Source organism: Neobacillus kokaensis, assembly GCF_014656545.1.
Taxonomy (GTDB): Bacteria; Bacillota; Bacilli; order Bacillales; family Cytobacillaceae; genus Neobacillus; species Neobacillus kokaensis.
This window is the reverse complement of the sequence record NZ_BNDS01000001.1, coordinates 451105-465529: the sequence shown is the minus strand read 5'-3', so window position 1 is coordinate 465529 and position 14425 is coordinate 451105. Positions and strand designations below refer to the sequence as shown.

Here is a 14425-nt window from a genome sequence, read left to right as displayed (position 1 = left end):
CAAGGTGGAAATATGCGAAAAAGATATGAAAATTTAGACGCGGTGAGAAGCAATAAATCCATGAAAGATATGCTGCGCTGGGGTAAGGAACGGCGCAGCAAAGTTAAAGATTTAACCAAACGCATTGAGCAAGCGCCGGTCAAAAGAATTAACGAACTAAAACAAAACAGCAGCACTACCTCCTATACATGGATTGGCCACTCTACTTTTTTTATCCAAATGAATGGACTTAATATCCTTACCGATCCAGTGTGGGCCAAACGGATGGGGTATGAAAAACGCACAACAGAACCTGGGATTGCTATGGAGGACATGCCCGAAATCGATGTTGTCGTTATTTCCCATGGCCACTATGACCATCTAGACTTTCCGACGTTGAAGCGCTTAAAAGGAAATCCACAGTACTATGTTCCCGTTGGATTAAAACGACTTTTAGTGAGAAGAGGATACCAAAACGTCACGGAAATGAACTGGTGGGACAGGATAGAGCATCAAGGAGTTACGATTCATTTTGTTCCGGCACAGCATTGGACACGTAGAACTCTTACAGATATCAATACTTCCCATTGGGGCGGGTTTATTTTTCAATCAGCAGCCGAGACCTATTATTTTGTCGGCGATACCGGCTATTTTCCCGGATTTAAACAAATCGCTGAACTTTTCAGCATTGATACCGTCTTCATGCCCATCGGAGCTTATGAACCGGAGTGGTTTATGGCGCCTGCCCATATCTCGCCGGAGGACAGTGTGAAAGCATTCATCGAGCTTGGCGCGAAACAATTTGTTCCCATGCATTACGGTACCTACCGATTGGCGGACGACACCGGACCTGAAGCACTAGAGCGCCTCCTGCAAGCCTGGAACAACCACAGTCTGCCTGAGGAACAGCTTAAAGTGTTATTAATCGGGGAGACAGTTTTTGAGGGCGGTGCCTGACACCGCCCTCTTTTTCTAAGTATTATGAAGTAACCGCTTCGCAATTGCGGATTTCTTGATAAAGATTCTCTAATTCAGACATGCTTCCTTCGTAAAGGTGCTTTTCATTAATTTTAAAAACACCAGATTTTATTAGTTTTTCAATCAAAATTTGTCTTTTATCCTGGACAGCATCTTGAAGAAAATCTTTCATTCAGGATTCCCTCCATTCATTTTTAACGCAAACTCCTTCCCTGCTCATTGCCATTATAACTGTGTATACCCACAAAAACTGTCGAAATAACAAATGATCACTAAAATGTTAATTTTCTTTAATGAACACACCTATACAACCTTAAGAATTTAATCATTCTGTTACATTTGATATTTTTGAAAATATAAAACGAAGGAGAGCATCTCTCCTTCGTTTATTGTCCATCTGCACCGTTCTGCGTAACTTTACGGATTTGGTTATTTTTAAAATTATCTTCTCTGGCCGCTTCAACCTTGTCATTTAACAATTTCTTTTGATCAACAACTAAAGATGAAACATGTTTTTTCTTTGCCATAACAATCCCCCCTTTATCAGCCTTTTTATTTTGCTTATTTTTTTAAAAAAATAATCGTATTTCCTTTAAAATAAAAAATGATCAATTGTCCCTATCAAGCATGCAAATCATGGTCTCAGAATCGGAAAATTATGGTACAATAAAAGTAAATATTATCCATTAGTTTAAAATTCATTAGAGGTGAAACACTATGTGGTGGTTAATGGGGATTGGCGGTCTTTTAGGTTTGGGTTTTATCGTTGACTTGATTTATAAAAAGAAAGGAATCAATCAAATTGATCCTGAAGAAAATGCAAAACATGTTTCAGAGTCTGAACGGGTTTATATGGAATCGACTATGCATAACATAAAAAATGACCATCATGGGAGCAGCGGTTTCTGACTCGCCTTAAAAATAGACAAAAAAGGCATGGAGAATCCAAGCCTTTTTTGTTACGTAAATATATTAGTTAGTTCCAAGCTCTGTCTGCCTCATTTCCTGCCGTTGTTCCTTAATAAGCAATCCTCCCATAAATCCCACAAGGGTGAAGATTACGGGAATAATAAAGCCGTAGTGATATCCGACGCTGCTTGGGGCTGCATGATAATGGTCTAATACCTTCCCGAATATGCTTGGTAATAGAACAGCACTAATAAAACCGCCGGTGTTTGCAAAGCCTGAGACGACACCAACCTCTTTCATCGGAAACGACTGGCGCACGACCGCAAATGTTAAGGCGCTCGCTCCATTCCCAAATCCTATAAGGAAGAAAAGAATATTAAGTAAAAAATACGGCGGCTTGCCGCTGAATAATAAAAACGCGGTCCAGCTCAAACAAATCATGACATGAAAAGCAATATACGGCCGTTTAATGGAATGTAATCGGCCTGAAATCCAGCTGCCAGCCGGTGCTCCAATAATGGCTCCAATCAATCCAACCATAATCAGCTGACTTGCACCTGAGCGGGACATACCAAATACGTGCATGCCATACGGCACGGCCCATGATCCGATAAAGCCGACGTAGGTGCCAACTGCACCAAAGTGACAACAGAAGGTGGCCCATGCCTGACGGTTTGAAAAAATCCTCCTCAGCAGGACTACTGTATTTTCCCGACGCTTTACTGCTTTTACCTTTGCTTTCAATTCGTTTTCAGCGTGTCTTTGCGGTATTTTTACCAATATAAAGTAAAGCAAAATGCCGATAAAGCATAAAATGACCCCTGTCGTTAAAAACGGCGGGCGCCATCCAAAATCGGAGATCCATTTGGAGAACGGAACGGTTGCGAGCAAAAAGCCAAAGCTTCCGGTCATCCCTGCAAGCCCCAGTAAGCCGACAAATTCATTGACTTTAAACCAGATACTTAAAATCAGGACAAGGTTGACCCAAATGGCTGCATCCCCCATTCCTACCAATAGGCGGGCAACGAGCAGAATATATTCATTTGGAGCTATGCTGTAAATGAAGGTTCCAACCCCGTTAAGCAATGTCCCAAAAATTAAGAAATAATTTGGTCCGAATCGGTCCGAGAGAATTCCTATTGGTATTTGCAAACCGGCATATGCTAAAAATTGAATACTTGTTAGTAATCCAATCATCGAGGCGGTCATATTAAAATCTTTCATTAATTGGTCAGAAATTAATCCAGGTGCCGTCCTTTGACTAACGATAATAAAGTAGGCAAACAGCACACTAGCGAATACGACCCAACGGTACTTGCTATTTTGTTTATTCACGTTCACTACTCCCAAAAGCTTATATAATCTCCTATTATACTCTTTATTTTTCCTATGGGAATGGTAAATATAATGTAGGCGTTTTCTTGTTACGTGGAGATTGAAACTAGTGAATTATGGAAAACTATTCAATTTAGCACAAACCACGTTGTACATAACACTCTTTAGTTGTCATTTAGCATCCTCCAAATGGCGCGACACCCTAAACAGCGTCGCTCACTAAAACACCGGACTAAATTTACGACTATTCAAAAAAATGCTAGTATAATAGTAGAGAAAATGCTTACATAGAAAGAAGGGGGACCCCGGCATGCTTGAATTATTGGTTACGATGGTTGAACGGCTTGGTATTCTCGTGACAATTGCATTTGTGTTAACAAGGTTTCCATTTTTTCGCAGCATGATTTACCAAGATCAATTAAATCGAAAACAGCAAATTTTAGCCATATTATTCTTTGGTTTTTTCGGCATCATCGGTACCTATTCCGGGCTGACCTTAAGTACCAACAGTCTGCAATTTAATAAATGGACCTCAGGCCTTACCGGTGATGAGGCAATTGCTAATTCCCGTGTTATCGGCGTTGTCTTAGCTGGCCTTTTGGGCGGTTACAGGGTAGGAATCGGCGCGGGACTTCTTGCCGGTATTCACCGGTTTACATTAGGCGGCTTTACCGCTCTTTCTTGCGGCACGGCCACCATTATTTCGGGGATTCTCGCTGGGCTATTTTACCGAAAAAATAAGCATGTGAAATTAAGCTCCGCCTTTTTCATCGGTGCATTTGCAGAATCAATGCAAATGCTGATTATTTTACTGCTCTCCCGTCCATTTGAAAAGGCTTGGACATTAGTTGAAATCATTGGTCTGCCAATGATTATCGCGAATGGACTCGGATGTGCACTATTCCTGTTAATTATCAAAAGTGTCATAAATGAAGAGGAAAAAGCGGGCGCAATTCAGGCACAAAAGACTCTCCTAATTATGAAAAAAACACTTGCCCACCTAAGAAACGGACTGAATACACAATCGGCTGAAGCTGTTTGCCAAATTATTCATAAAGAAATTAATACAAGCGCAGTATCCATGACCAACTCATCGGAAATTTTGGCACATGTTGGTGTTGGTGATGAACATCACCGCCCGAATAGTCCCATCCAAACTCAAATCACCTTAGATGTTATTCAAAAAGGGGAAATCATCACAGCAGACCATGAGTTAATCAATTGTTGTATTAAAGGATGCAAACTGGGGGCTGCGGTCATAGCGCCATTACAACAGCGGGGAAAAACCATCGGAACATTGAAATTTTACTTCCGGTCTGAAAAAGAAATCACTCCAGTCATAATCGAATTGATTACAGGGCTCAGTGCCCTTCTAAGCAACCAGCTGGAATTGGCCGATTCCGATAAAGCCCATCAACTGGCGAAGGAAGCAGAAATCAAGGCGCTTCAAGCCCAAATAAGCCCCCATTTTCTGTTTAATACGCTGAATACGATTCTTTCATTAATTAGGGTAAATCCAACGAAAGCACGGAAATTGCTTGTCTATCTTTCGCATTTTTTAAGGCAAAATTTATCGGTCACAACCCAAAATTTAACAACGCTTGAGCAGGAACTAAAGCAGGTGAAAGCCTATTTAGCAATTGAAGAAGCTAGATTCATAGATAAATTAACGATTGTCTATGAAATTGAGGATAATGCCTTATTACAAGGTATACCTCCCCTTACCCTGCAGCCGATTGTCGAAAATGCGATTAAACATGGCATGAAAAATAAAGAAAGCAATTGTTTGATCAAAATAACAATTTTCACACAAAATCAGGCTACCTATGTAAAAGTGAAAGATAATGGGCATGGAATGACAAAAGAACGGTCTGAGCAAATATGCAAAACGCCTATTTCATCAGAAACAGGCAGCGGACTAGCTCTTTATAATGTAAACCGCAGGCTGACCGCAATGTTCGGGGATCAAGCCGCTCTAAAAATTAAAAGTGAACTAGAAAAAGGGACGGACATTACTTTTTCCATACCATTTGTAGAGGTGATGCAACAATGGAACCAACCACCATCCGAACACTCATTGTCGATGATGAACCATACAGCCGGGATGAATTAAAGCATTTGTTAGAGGCTTATCCTTCTATTCAAATAGTCGGCGAAGCAGAATCGGGAGAAGCTGCGGTGATAAACGCCATACAGCTTCAGCCTGATGTCGTCTTTCTTGATGTCGAAATGCCAAAGATAAACGGAATGATGGCTGCCAAAGCGTTAATGGAGCTGAAAAAAGCCCCATTAGTCGTGTTTGCGACAGCCTACCCGCAATTTGCCGCTGAAGCCTTTCGCTATGATGCAGTCGACTATTTGCTGAAGCCGTATGATGAAGAGCAATTGCAGGAAACGGTTGAACGGATTGAAAGAAAGCTTAATACACATAAGGAAACCGATCTTGGCAAAACGACCGGAAAGCTTGCCGTTGAGTCAGATGGGGAGATCTATTATCTCGAGCCAAAGGATCTCCTCTATATTGTCAGAGATGATAAACTAACAAAATTAATAACAAAAAATGGCGAGTTTGAAACAAAAACCCCTTTGAAGGATTTAGAAAGCCGGCTCATTGGCTTTGGATTTTTCCGGATTCATAAAAGCTTTCTTGTAAACTTGGAACATGTCACCCGGCTTTCCCCTTGGTTTAACGGAGCCTATCAATTACAAATAGAAGGAAGAAAGGAAATGCTGTCTGTCAGCAGAAATTATGTCAAAGCACTAAGGGCTAAATTAGAAATATGACTTTTTTCCTAAGAATTGTGAACTTTTTCGTAATTTTTTGCATTTTATACCGATTATAAAACATCATAATCTTAATTTTCTACCTTTCAATCTCAAATCTCCCCTCATTCCCCCTTTCTTTTTTATACTATTCTATGTAACCGCATTCATTTTTTTATAAAGGGGGAAGAGAATTTGTATACATTTTTAGCGGGCATAGCCCTGTTAGTCATTGGTTATTTCACATATGGAAAGTTTATTGAAAAAGTTTTCGGGGTAAAAGAAGAGCGGGCAACACCTGCCTATGTAAATAATGATGGTGTTGACTATGTGCCAATGAGCACTCCAAAGAATTCATTAATACAATTATTAAACATTGCCGGAACCGGCCCTGTTTTCGGTCCAATTATGGGTGCACTTTATGGACCAGTTGCATTTATCTGGATTGTTGTCGGCTGTATTTTTGCCGGTGCGGTACATGATTATTTAACAGGAATGATTTCCATCCGCAACAAAGGTGCTCACTTACCAGAACTTGCAAGCAAGTTTTTAGGAAAAGTGATGAAGCACGTTGTTAACGCCTTTGCTGTACTATTACTTTTATTAGTTGGTACCGTGTTCGTTTCAACACCAGCTGCCCTGCTTAATGTTTTAATGGACGGTAAAATTGCTATTGGCATTATTATCGCAGCTATTTTCCTTTATTACATTTTAGCGACTTTACTGCCAGTTGATAAGATCATCGGGCGCTTATATCCTTATTTTGGTGCGTTACTGGTCATCAGTGCTGTTGGAGTTGGAATCGGTTTAGTTGCAACAGGTGCTCCAATTCCGGAATTATCCTTCCAGAATTTCCACCCTGCTAATGCACCGATTTTCCCACTGCTATTCTTTACGATTACATGTGGTGCGCTTTCAGGATTCCATGCAACACAAACACCAATTATTTCACGTACGACCCAAAAGGAAAAACAAGGTCGTAAAATTTTCTACGGCATGATGATTGCAGAAGGAATCATTGCGATGATTTGGGCTGCTGCAGCAATGAGTTTATTCGATGGTTATAAAGGATTAAATGAATTGCTAGCTGCCGGCGGACCTGGTGCGATTGTAAGTGAAGTTTCAACAAGAATGATGGGTGCAATCGGCGGAACTCTTGCTGTACTTGGGGTTGTTGTCCTTCCAATCACTTCCGGTGATACGGCATTCCGTAGTGCTCGTATGATTATTGCAGAATACTTAAATATCGCACAAAAGAAATTTTCCAGCCGTCTATGGATTGCGATGCCATTATTTGCAATCTCTGTTGTGTTAACGCAGATTGACTTTAACATTTTATGGCGTTACTTTAGCTGGGCGAACCAAGCGACTGCCGTTATTGCCCTGTTCGTAGGTGCGATGTATTTATACATTGCCAGAAAGAATTACTGGATTTCCCTTGTTCCGGGTTCATTCATGCTGGTAATGGTTATTACTTACATCTTAAATGCACAAATTGGTTTCGGCCTTCCAATGAATATTGCCTGGATCGGCGGGTTCATCGGTGCAGCAGTATTAATTGCACTATTCTTCCGTGCAGCTGCAAAGGCCCGCGCTAATAACCTTCCTCTTGAAGTGGACATTTCCGATTGGAATCAGGTGGCGTAAGTGGGCTGCTGCAGTCCGGAATATCGGAAGGTTGTCAATGAACAGGAAGCAAAGATTAACCAGAAGGAAAAGGATTCCATCCCACTTTTGGCTAAAATCATAATCGTCAATATAACAGTTGGGGCCCTTGCAATTTTGTCGTTTCAACTGTGACTCTGGGTGTGCGCTTTTTATATTTTTAATAATCCACTATAAAATTGCTTATATATCATTCAAAACTGCAAATAAATAAAAAAAGGCCGCCAACATTAAAAATTGGCGGCTATTCCTTATCCCATTTTCTTTTTAAACTCTAAGAAAAATTCCAATGAACCCGGGTTAGCTAATGAGTCTAGGTTTACCGCTTTTTCCACAGGTGTTCCCATTAAGATTTTCTTGATTGGTACTTCGAGCTTCTTACCATTTAGTGTTTTCGGCAGCTCTTTTACTGGAAAAATTCCATTTGGTACGTGCCTTGGTGAGCAATTTTGACGAATGACCAGGTTAATCCGTACTTTCACATCTTCAGTAAGCTCAGCCCCGTCTTTTAACACGACAAATAGCGGCATATACGATTGTTCACTGGATAGTGGAATATCCACAACTAAACTATCAACTACTTCGGGGATGCTTTCTAAAGCACTATAGATCTCACTCGTCCCCATCCGGATGCCGCCGCGGTTAATTGTTGCATCGGAGCGGCCGTAAATCACCGCACTGCCGCGTGAAGTAATTTTGATAAAATCCCCATGGCGCCAAACGTCAGGAAATACATCAAAATAACTGTCCCGATATCTTTCACCGTTCTCGTCATTCCAAAAGTAAATTGGCATCGACGGCATCGGCTCAGTTATCACCAGTTCTCCAATCTCATCGATCAATTCTTCTCCTTGATCGTTAAATGCCCTTACTGCAGCACCGAGGGAACGGGCCTGCAATTCACCAGAGTGCACAGGCACTAGCGGAGAGCCACCTACAAATGCGGTACAAAGATCTGTGCCGCCGCTAGTGGAAAACAGCCAGACATCTTCCTTGACCTCTTCATAAACCCATTCAAAACCGCTGACAGGAAGCGGAGAGCCAGTGGAACCAATGCTCTTTAATGAGGACAGGTCAAATTGTTCCTTCGGTTTTACTCCTGTTTTCATGCAACCGGTGAGAAAGCTCGCACTTGTTCCGAATACGGTCATTTTTGTTGATTCCGCAAACTTCCATAACGTATTGAAGTTTGGATAGCCAGGATTTCCATCGTATAATAGAATAGTAGAGCCTACCAACAGCCCGCTTACAACCACATTCCACATCATCCATCCTGTCGTCGTGTACCAGAAAAATCGATCTTCAGCTTTTAAATCATTTTGCAGACCGCCCATTTTTAAATGCTCCAGTAGTATACCTCCCTGGCTTTGGACAATGGCTTTCGGCTTACCCGTCGTGCCAGATGAGTACAAAATCCAGAGAGGATGGTCAAATGGAACAGCCTCAAAACGAAGGACCGCATCACGATTTTCGGTAATCACCTCATCCAATAACACTGCTTCAGATAAACCGCTTACATTTGGACTCGTATGTAAGTAAGGAATCATAATCGTTTTTTCCAATGTCGGCAGTTCTTCCTGGATTTTCTTAACCATTTCCAGGCGATCAAAGTCCTTTCCCCCGTATCGATAACCATCGACAGCAATTAACACCTTTGGTTCAATCTGTTTAAACCGGTCAATCACGCTCATGATCCCAAACTCCGGTGCACAGCTTGACCAGACCGCACCAATACTGGCACAGGCCAAAAAGGCCGAAATCGTTTCATGAATATTCGAAACATAAGCTGCAACCCTATCCCCCGGCCCAACACCTAATGATTTTAAATAGGCCGCAATTGCTGCTGTGTTCTTCTTCAATTCAGGCCAACTAAGTTCCGCTTGCGGACGTAATTCTGTTTCATAAATAATTGCAGCTTTATCAGCTGCATCATTTCGAAAAATGTGCTCCGCGTAATTTAATTTTGCACCGGTGAACCACTTCGCACCCGGCATTCGTTTATTAGTTAATACCTCGTCATAAGGAGTTTTTGCTTGCACTTCATAGAAATGCCATAGCGCTGACCAGAACCCTTCAATACTAGTGACAGACCATTGCCACAGTTCATCATAGGTTTTAAAATGCAGCCCCCTTGTTTCCTCAAGCCACATCATAAATTTTTTCATATTAGATTCAGCTTGCAATTCCTGGGAAGGCTCCCACATCAGCTTGCCTTCCGCTTTATCAACTGTCATCTTTAGTCCCCCATCCCTGAACTGTTTTCATTATTTTTCGAAAAATCTAATACTTACCATATACGAGTTGGGAATCTGATTTTCCTTCTTTACAGGTTAAAATTTTTCAATATTTGTTGCGGGGCGCCCTTTTCGGGGAATTCTTCAAATTTTCCTGCCGTTTTGTCCATGCCCTAGAGGAACAAAAAGACATATTTTATAAGAACGGATAAGGAATTCTATAAACAGCAAAGATTGGAGGATTTTTTTTGGACACTGTCATGCATTTAAATTTAAGAGTGGACCCCACTCAGTATATACCCCAAATTCGTGAAGTGCCGGGATACGATTATATCCATCTAGTACGACAGCCAAAATATATGGTGGATCTCTCCCTTTTAAACGACAAGGTCTATTATCTAAGTGAAATTTTTTCACCAAGGAAATTTGTGAAGAAAAACAATATCTCTCTTTTACATGCGCATCACGGTCAATTAGGCGTAATGCTGCTCCCGTTTAAGGAAAAAACCAAACTGCCGCTGGCCACTAGTATACGCGGCCGCGATGCAACGATGGCAAATCAGCCAGTTGGTTTCTTAGAGGGAATGAAACTGCTTTTTCAACAAGGAGATGTATTTTTTCCTGTTTGTCAGTATTTAGCCGATCGGATCAATATATGGGGCTGTCCTAACGATAAAATCAGGGTGTTGTATGGCGGAGTCGATCTGAATCAATACCATTACAGGGCTCCTAATCAAACAGATACTCAAAATATTTTATCAGTCGGTAGATTAATAGAAAAAAAGGGTCATCATGTCCTGATGAAGGCCTTTCATAAAATTAAAGGGAAATTCCCCAAAGCTACCCTTACCATCATCGGCAGGGGTGAATTAGAAGGTTACATGAATTCATTAGCTGCGCAGTTGCAATTAGGAGATTCATTCCGGCTCCTCCCTCACCTTACGAAGGAAAAAGTACGTGAACATATGGCAAATGCCGATTTATTCTGTGCCGCAAGCATCGTTGCATCCAATGGTGATGTAGAAGGGATACCAAACACAGTAAAAGAAGCGATGGCAACCGGGATTCCTGTTATCACGACCAACCATGCTGGTATTCCAGAAATAGTTACCCATGAACAAGAAGGGATTTTAGTTCAAGAAAATGATGTAGATGAACTTGCAGAAGCACTTGAGTTCATGCTGTCAAACCGGAAAAAATGGGAAGACTATACTGTTGCAGCCCGTCAAAAGGTAGAGCAATTCTTTGACTTAGAGAAACAGCTGAAGATGCAAGCTGCTTACTATGATGAGCTGTTAGGAGGGTCAGCATGAGAAAATTTCATGGTATTAAGAAGAAAAAGGAGAAAAAGAATCAGATTAACAAGACTATGGTAAAGGATTTCAAGGCGATAAAGGTAATAAAAGGTGAGAAAACTTTAGAGATTCATAACCCGACTCACTATCCCCTTGTTGGATCTGGTTCACAAGGGGCAGTATTTCAACTATCAGAGGACAAATGTGTCAAAATATATGCAAACCCCGAACAAGCCACTATGGAAGCAGAAGCTCTTAAAGCTGGTCAGCTTTTATCCTTCTTTCCAAGGTTATATGATTATGGTGAAAATTTTGTCGTGATGGAGTATTTTAACGCACCGACATTAAAAGAATACCTAAAAAATTCCACTCATATACCTGAATCAATCGTAAAGAGGCTGTTAGCGATTTTGAAAGAATTAAAAAAGGCAAAATTTACAATGGTGGATGCTCCGCTAAGACATATTTTTGTGCTGGAAAATGAAGAATTGAAAGTAATTGATCATGTGAATGCCTTTAAACGAAACCATCCCATTCCCTTAAAATTATTGAGGGATTTAAATATCATTCTATTAAAGGACTCCTTTTTATCACAGGTTAAGAAACTAGAACCAACTATGTTTCGAGAATGGGGGAAATTTTTAAACATAAAAAAGGTCGACTATCAAAACCTTGCTGTTTCTTCAGGAGGTTCAGGTGAAGCTGTAAAAGTAGATCACGCCAATGCACACCTACTGATTGGAAAAGGACATCAGGGTGCAGTGTTTCGTGTTTCTGAAAATCGCTGTGTCAAAATTTATGGAAAAACAAATCATGCCAAGCAGGAACAAGAAGTTCTTTTATCAGCGAAAAAATTATCCTTTATCCCAAAAGTTTTTGAAACTGGGGATAATTTCGTTGTTATGGAGTTTTTAGCAGGACCTGATTTAAATTCGTTTTTAAAAAAACAAGCAAATTTATCCGAGGACGTTACGAAACAATTACTTGAAATATTAACTCAGATGAAAAAGTTTGGTTTTAAGCAAATTGATGCTCCTTTAAGACATATCATTGTAACAAAAAATGGATTTAAATTAGTCGACCATGTTTACTCATTCATCCGTAATCAGGAGCGACCTTTAGAATTATTCAAGGACCTTCATATCAGAGGCTTTTTAGAGACATTTCTTGAACAAGTAAAGGTACTTGATATTAAAACCTATAAAGAATGGACTAAATCTCCAATCACTCATGATGAAGAAGGAATGATGTTAAAGTGAGGCAAATTTTAGTGACAGGGGCCGCTGGGTTTATTGGTTTCCATCTGTCTAAAAGGCTGCTATCACTTGGTTTTCATGTGATAGGTGTTGACAATCTTAATAATTACTACGATGTCCATCTTAAAAAAGAACGGCTGAAAATTCTTGAAGAACAGCCTAATTTTACATTTTACCTAATAGACCTAACGGAACGGGAAAAATTAAATGAATTATTTACTAAAAATCATACTGAGTTGGTCGTCAATTTAGCCGCTCAGGCTGGTGTCCGCTATAGTTTAAGAGATCCCCATTCATACGTTCAATCAAACCTCGTTGGTTTTATGAATGTGCTGGAAGCTTGCAGACATAACGGGACAAAGCATTTGATTTATGCCTCCTCAAGTTCGGTTTACGGAGCAAATCAACGTCTTCCCTACTCGACACAGGATTCTGTCGATCATCCCATCAATATTTATGCTGCTACGAAAAAAGCCAATGAGCTGATGGCCCACAGCTACAGCCATTTGTATCAGCTGCCAACAACAGGACTCCGTTTCTTTACGGTTTACGGTCCATGGGGACGACCGGATATGGCCTATTACACCTTTACAAAAAATATTTTTGAAGGCAAGCCGATTAAAATGTTTAACTATGGAAACATGGAAAGAGATTTTACGTATATTGATGATATTGTCGAGGGAATTATTCAATTGCTTGACCGTCCCCCGGAGGCAAGACAAATATCGAAGGAAGCCCATAATTCAATTACTGCCCCTTACAAAATTTATAATATTGGTAACCATAAACCAGTGAAATTACATGATTTTATTCAAATATTAGAGAATCTAATTGGTAAAAAAGCCATCATCGAATCTTGTCCAATGCAGCCAGGAGATATGAGGGTAACATATGCTGATATCAGCGATTTACAAACAGATACTGGCTTCCTTCCATCGACCACCATTGAAGAAGGGTTATACCGTTTTGTTGAATGGTACAAACAATGGATGATTAAGTCTAACTTTTAGAGATTAAAAAATCTGATTCGTCACGGTTGCTGGTGACATGTCATAAAATAATTACGGAATTTTAATGATAAGGAGGTTAATCCCATGACCCCTGAGGAACCTCAACGTCCTGACTCCCATGATGTAATGGTTGATTTTATGAATTCCATTGCAATGGAAGAGATTGCAATTTCACATCTTCTAAATGCAGAAGCAAAAAAAATGCAGGCGTTTGTTGGGAAAGAACTGGATTTCCCGACCAATCCCAGCAACGTGGAAATTTTTCAATTTAACAAAGAGGCTGCACGGTTTATCGAAACATTAGTTATAAAGGAATGGTTATTGCTGCGAAAATTCCAGAGTGTATCGGATTATTTTTCCAAAAGGTCTGAAAGTTCTCTTCCTAGTCCTCCTCCTAGTCACCCTTCTCCACCCTGTGAAGGTCCACTGGAAATGTAATCGTTGTTTGAAAGGGGGAAACAGCTCATGGATTTTTCAAATAAAATGATAACCCCCCTCTGCTGTTTAAATACTGCCGTTAATCAATATATAAATGCTATTTATGAGATGGTTTATGCGATTAGCATTCAAAAAAGCGAAACTGCCGATGTTTCCGCTTTTGCTGACTCCATTAAAAACGGTGTGATTCCCCAGCTCCAGGCCATTTTAGAAATAGAGCGGCTGCTGCTACGAAAATTCATTTATCTTCTCGAATATTTTCCAATTGATGGGAAAGATACGGTTTATGAGGCTGACACCCTTAATCGAAAAACAAAAATCGTTCAATTAAACAGGGTGCTGCACCAGCTTTGTCCAAACGATTCTGTCATAGAGGACACGATTGAGGCGATATTTCAACTAGATGCCCAAAAAAAGAAGGTTATTGAATCATTTTTTCAGTGTAGACAGAAAAACGACCCAAAAACCGTTTGGCTTTCGGTGTAGGTAGAATAGATATTCGGACGGATTTAGAAGCGCTTAAGGCGCTTTTTTAAATTAGAAGGGTTTATTTTTTATAAGCA

15 protein-coding genes are annotated in these 14425 nt (G+C 40.4%); 11 read left to right on the top strand and 4 right to left on the bottom strand.

Translation table 11 applies throughout. The features are described 5' to 3' along the window. The first annotated feature begins 12 nt into the window (after positions 1–12). Positions 13–936, top strand: coding sequence for an MBL fold metallo-hydrolase (locus IE222_RS02265; protein ID WP_191269255.1), 924 nt, complete (start codon positions 13–15; stop codon positions 934–936). 22 nt (positions 937–958) lie between these two features. Here IE222_RS02265 and IE222_RS02260 read toward each other — a convergent pair whose 3' ends face one another. Together IE222_RS02260 and IE222_RS02255 are read right to left on the bottom strand one after the other, a co-directional pair. Further along, the gene (locus IE222_RS02260; protein ID WP_191269253.1) at positions 959–1129 is read right to left on the bottom strand and encodes a Fur-regulated basic protein FbpA; all 171 of its coding nucleotides are present in this window, start codon (positions 1127–1129) and stop codon (positions 959–961) included. A 214-nt stretch (positions 1130–1343) separates the two neighbouring features. After that, the gene (locus tag IE222_RS02255; protein WP_191269251.1) at positions 1344–1484 is read right to left on the bottom strand and encodes a hypothetical protein; all 141 of its coding nucleotides are present in this window, start codon (positions 1482–1484) and stop codon (positions 1344–1346) included. A 190-nt stretch (positions 1485–1674) separates the two neighbouring features. On the opposite strand from IE222_RS02255, the gene IE222_RS02250 reads away from it, so the two are divergent. After that, positions 1675–1866: a hypothetical protein gene (locus tag IE222_RS02250; protein ID WP_191269249.1), complete on the top strand. Its 192-nt coding sequence runs from the start codon at positions 1675–1677 to the stop codon at positions 1864–1866. Between the two features lie 63 nt (positions 1867–1929). On the opposite strand, the gene IE222_RS02245 is transcribed toward IE222_RS02250, so the two are convergent. After that, positions 1930–3201 carry an MFS transporter gene (locus IE222_RS02245; protein ID WP_191269247.1) on the bottom strand — a complete coding sequence of 424 codons (1272 nt, stop codon included), beginning with the start codon at positions 3199–3201 and terminating at the stop codon, positions 1930–1932. A 310-nt stretch (positions 3202–3511) separates the two neighbouring features. Between IE222_RS02245 and IE222_RS02240 the strand changes: the two genes are divergently transcribed. The 4 genes from IE222_RS02240 to IE222_RS02225 all read left to right on the top strand — a co-directional run bounded on the left by IE222_RS02240 (position 3512) and on the right by IE222_RS02225 (position 7764). Beyond that, on the top strand, positions 3512–5314 hold the full coding sequence (locus IE222_RS02240; RefSeq protein ID WP_191269246.1) for a sensor histidine kinase: 1803 nt from the start codon (positions 3512–3514) through the stop codon (positions 5312–5314). Continuing rightward, positions 5251–5985 (top strand): LytR/AlgR family response regulator transcription factor, encoded by a 735-nt coding sequence (locus IE222_RS02235; protein ID WP_191269244.1) that lies wholly within the window; start codon positions 5251–5253, stop codon positions 5983–5985. Before IE222_RS02240 ends, IE222_RS02235 begins: the two co-directional genes overlap by 64 nt. Positions 5986–6159: 174 nt before the next feature. Beyond that, positions 6160–7611: a carbon starvation CstA family protein gene (locus IE222_RS02230; protein WP_191269242.1), complete on the top strand. Its 1452-nt coding sequence runs from the start codon at positions 6160–6162 to the stop codon at positions 7609–7611. Continuing rightward, a complete protein-coding gene (locus IE222_RS02225) occupies positions 7612–7764 on the top strand; it encodes a hypothetical protein (protein ID WP_191269241.1) in 153 nt (50 codons plus the stop codon). A gap of 116 nt (positions 7765–7880) precedes the next feature. Here IE222_RS02225 and IE222_RS02220 read toward each other — a convergent pair whose 3' ends face one another. Further along, the gene (locus IE222_RS02220; protein WP_191269239.1) at positions 7881–9863 is read right to left on the bottom strand and encodes an acetoacetate--CoA ligase; all 1983 of its coding nucleotides are present in this window, start codon (positions 9861–9863) and stop codon (positions 7881–7883) included. A gap of 248 nt (positions 9864–10111) precedes the next feature. Here IE222_RS02220 and IE222_RS02215 point away from each other — a divergent pair, with 248 nt between their 5' ends. The 5 genes from IE222_RS02215 (at position 10112) to IE222_RS02195 (ending at position 14348) form a co-directional block, all read left to right on the top strand. After that, positions 10112–11176: a glycosyltransferase gene (locus IE222_RS02215; RefSeq protein ID WP_191269237.1), complete on the top strand. Its 1065-nt coding sequence runs from the start codon at positions 10112–10114 to the stop codon at positions 11174–11176. Next, positions 11173–12417 carry a hypothetical protein gene (locus IE222_RS02210; protein WP_223282552.1) on the top strand — a complete coding sequence of 415 codons (1245 nt, stop codon included), beginning with the start codon at positions 11173–11175 and terminating at the stop codon, positions 12415–12417. The genes IE222_RS02215 and IE222_RS02210 overlap by 4 nt, the downstream gene beginning before the upstream one ends. Continuing rightward, positions 12414–13424 (top strand): NAD-dependent epimerase, encoded by a 1011-nt coding sequence (locus IE222_RS02205; RefSeq protein WP_191269235.1) that lies wholly within the window; start codon positions 12414–12416, stop codon positions 13422–13424. Before IE222_RS02210 ends, IE222_RS02205 begins: the two co-directional genes overlap by 4 nt. 84 nt (positions 13425–13508) lie before the next feature. After that, entirely contained in the window at positions 13509–13862 is a 354-nt protein-coding gene (locus IE222_RS02200) for an alpha-helical endospore appendage domain-containing protein (protein WP_191269233.1), read from the top strand. Between the two features lie 27 nt (positions 13863–13889). Then, positions 13890–14348 carry a hypothetical protein gene (locus tag IE222_RS02195; RefSeq protein WP_191269231.1) on the top strand — a complete coding sequence of 153 codons (459 nt, stop codon included), beginning with the start codon at positions 13890–13892 and terminating at the stop codon, positions 14346–14348. The last annotated feature ends 77 nt before the right edge of the window (positions 14349–14425 follow it).

Coding starts and splice junctions, on each gene's coding strand:
- IE222_RS02265 (WP_191269255.1), top strand. CDS start 13: ATGCGAAAAAGATATGAAAATTTAGACGCGGTGAGAAGCAATAAATCC.
- IE222_RS02260 (WP_191269253.1), bottom strand. CDS start 1,129: ATGAAAGATTTTCTTCAAGATGCTGTCCAGGATAAAAGACAAATTTTG.
- IE222_RS02255 (WP_191269251.1), bottom strand. CDS start 1,484: ATGGCAAAGAAAAAACATGTTTCATCTTTAGTTGTTGATCAAAAGAAA.
- IE222_RS02250 (WP_191269249.1), top strand. CDS start 1,675: ATGTGGTGGTTAATGGGGATTGGCGGTCTTTTAGGTTTGGGTTTTATC.
- IE222_RS02240 (WP_191269246.1), top strand. CDS start 3,512: ATGCTTGAATTATTGGTTACGATGGTTGAACGGCTTGGTATTCTCGTG.
- IE222_RS02235 (WP_191269244.1), top strand. CDS start 5,251: ATGGAACCAACCACCATCCGAACACTCATTGTCGATGATGAACCATAC.
- IE222_RS02220 (WP_191269239.1), bottom strand. CDS start 9,863: ATGACAGTTGATAAAGCGGAAGGCAAGCTGATGTGGGAGCCTTCCCAG.
- IE222_RS02210 (WP_223282552.1), top strand. CDS start 11,173: ATGAGAAAATTTCATGGTATTAAGAAGAAAAAGGAGAAAAAGAATCAG.
- IE222_RS02200 (WP_191269233.1), top strand. CDS start 13,509: ATGACCCCTGAGGAACCTCAACGTCCTGACTCCCATGATGTAATGGTT.
- IE222_RS02195 (WP_191269231.1), top strand. CDS start 13,890: ATGGATTTTTCAAATAAAATGATAACCCCCCTCTGCTGTTTAAATACT.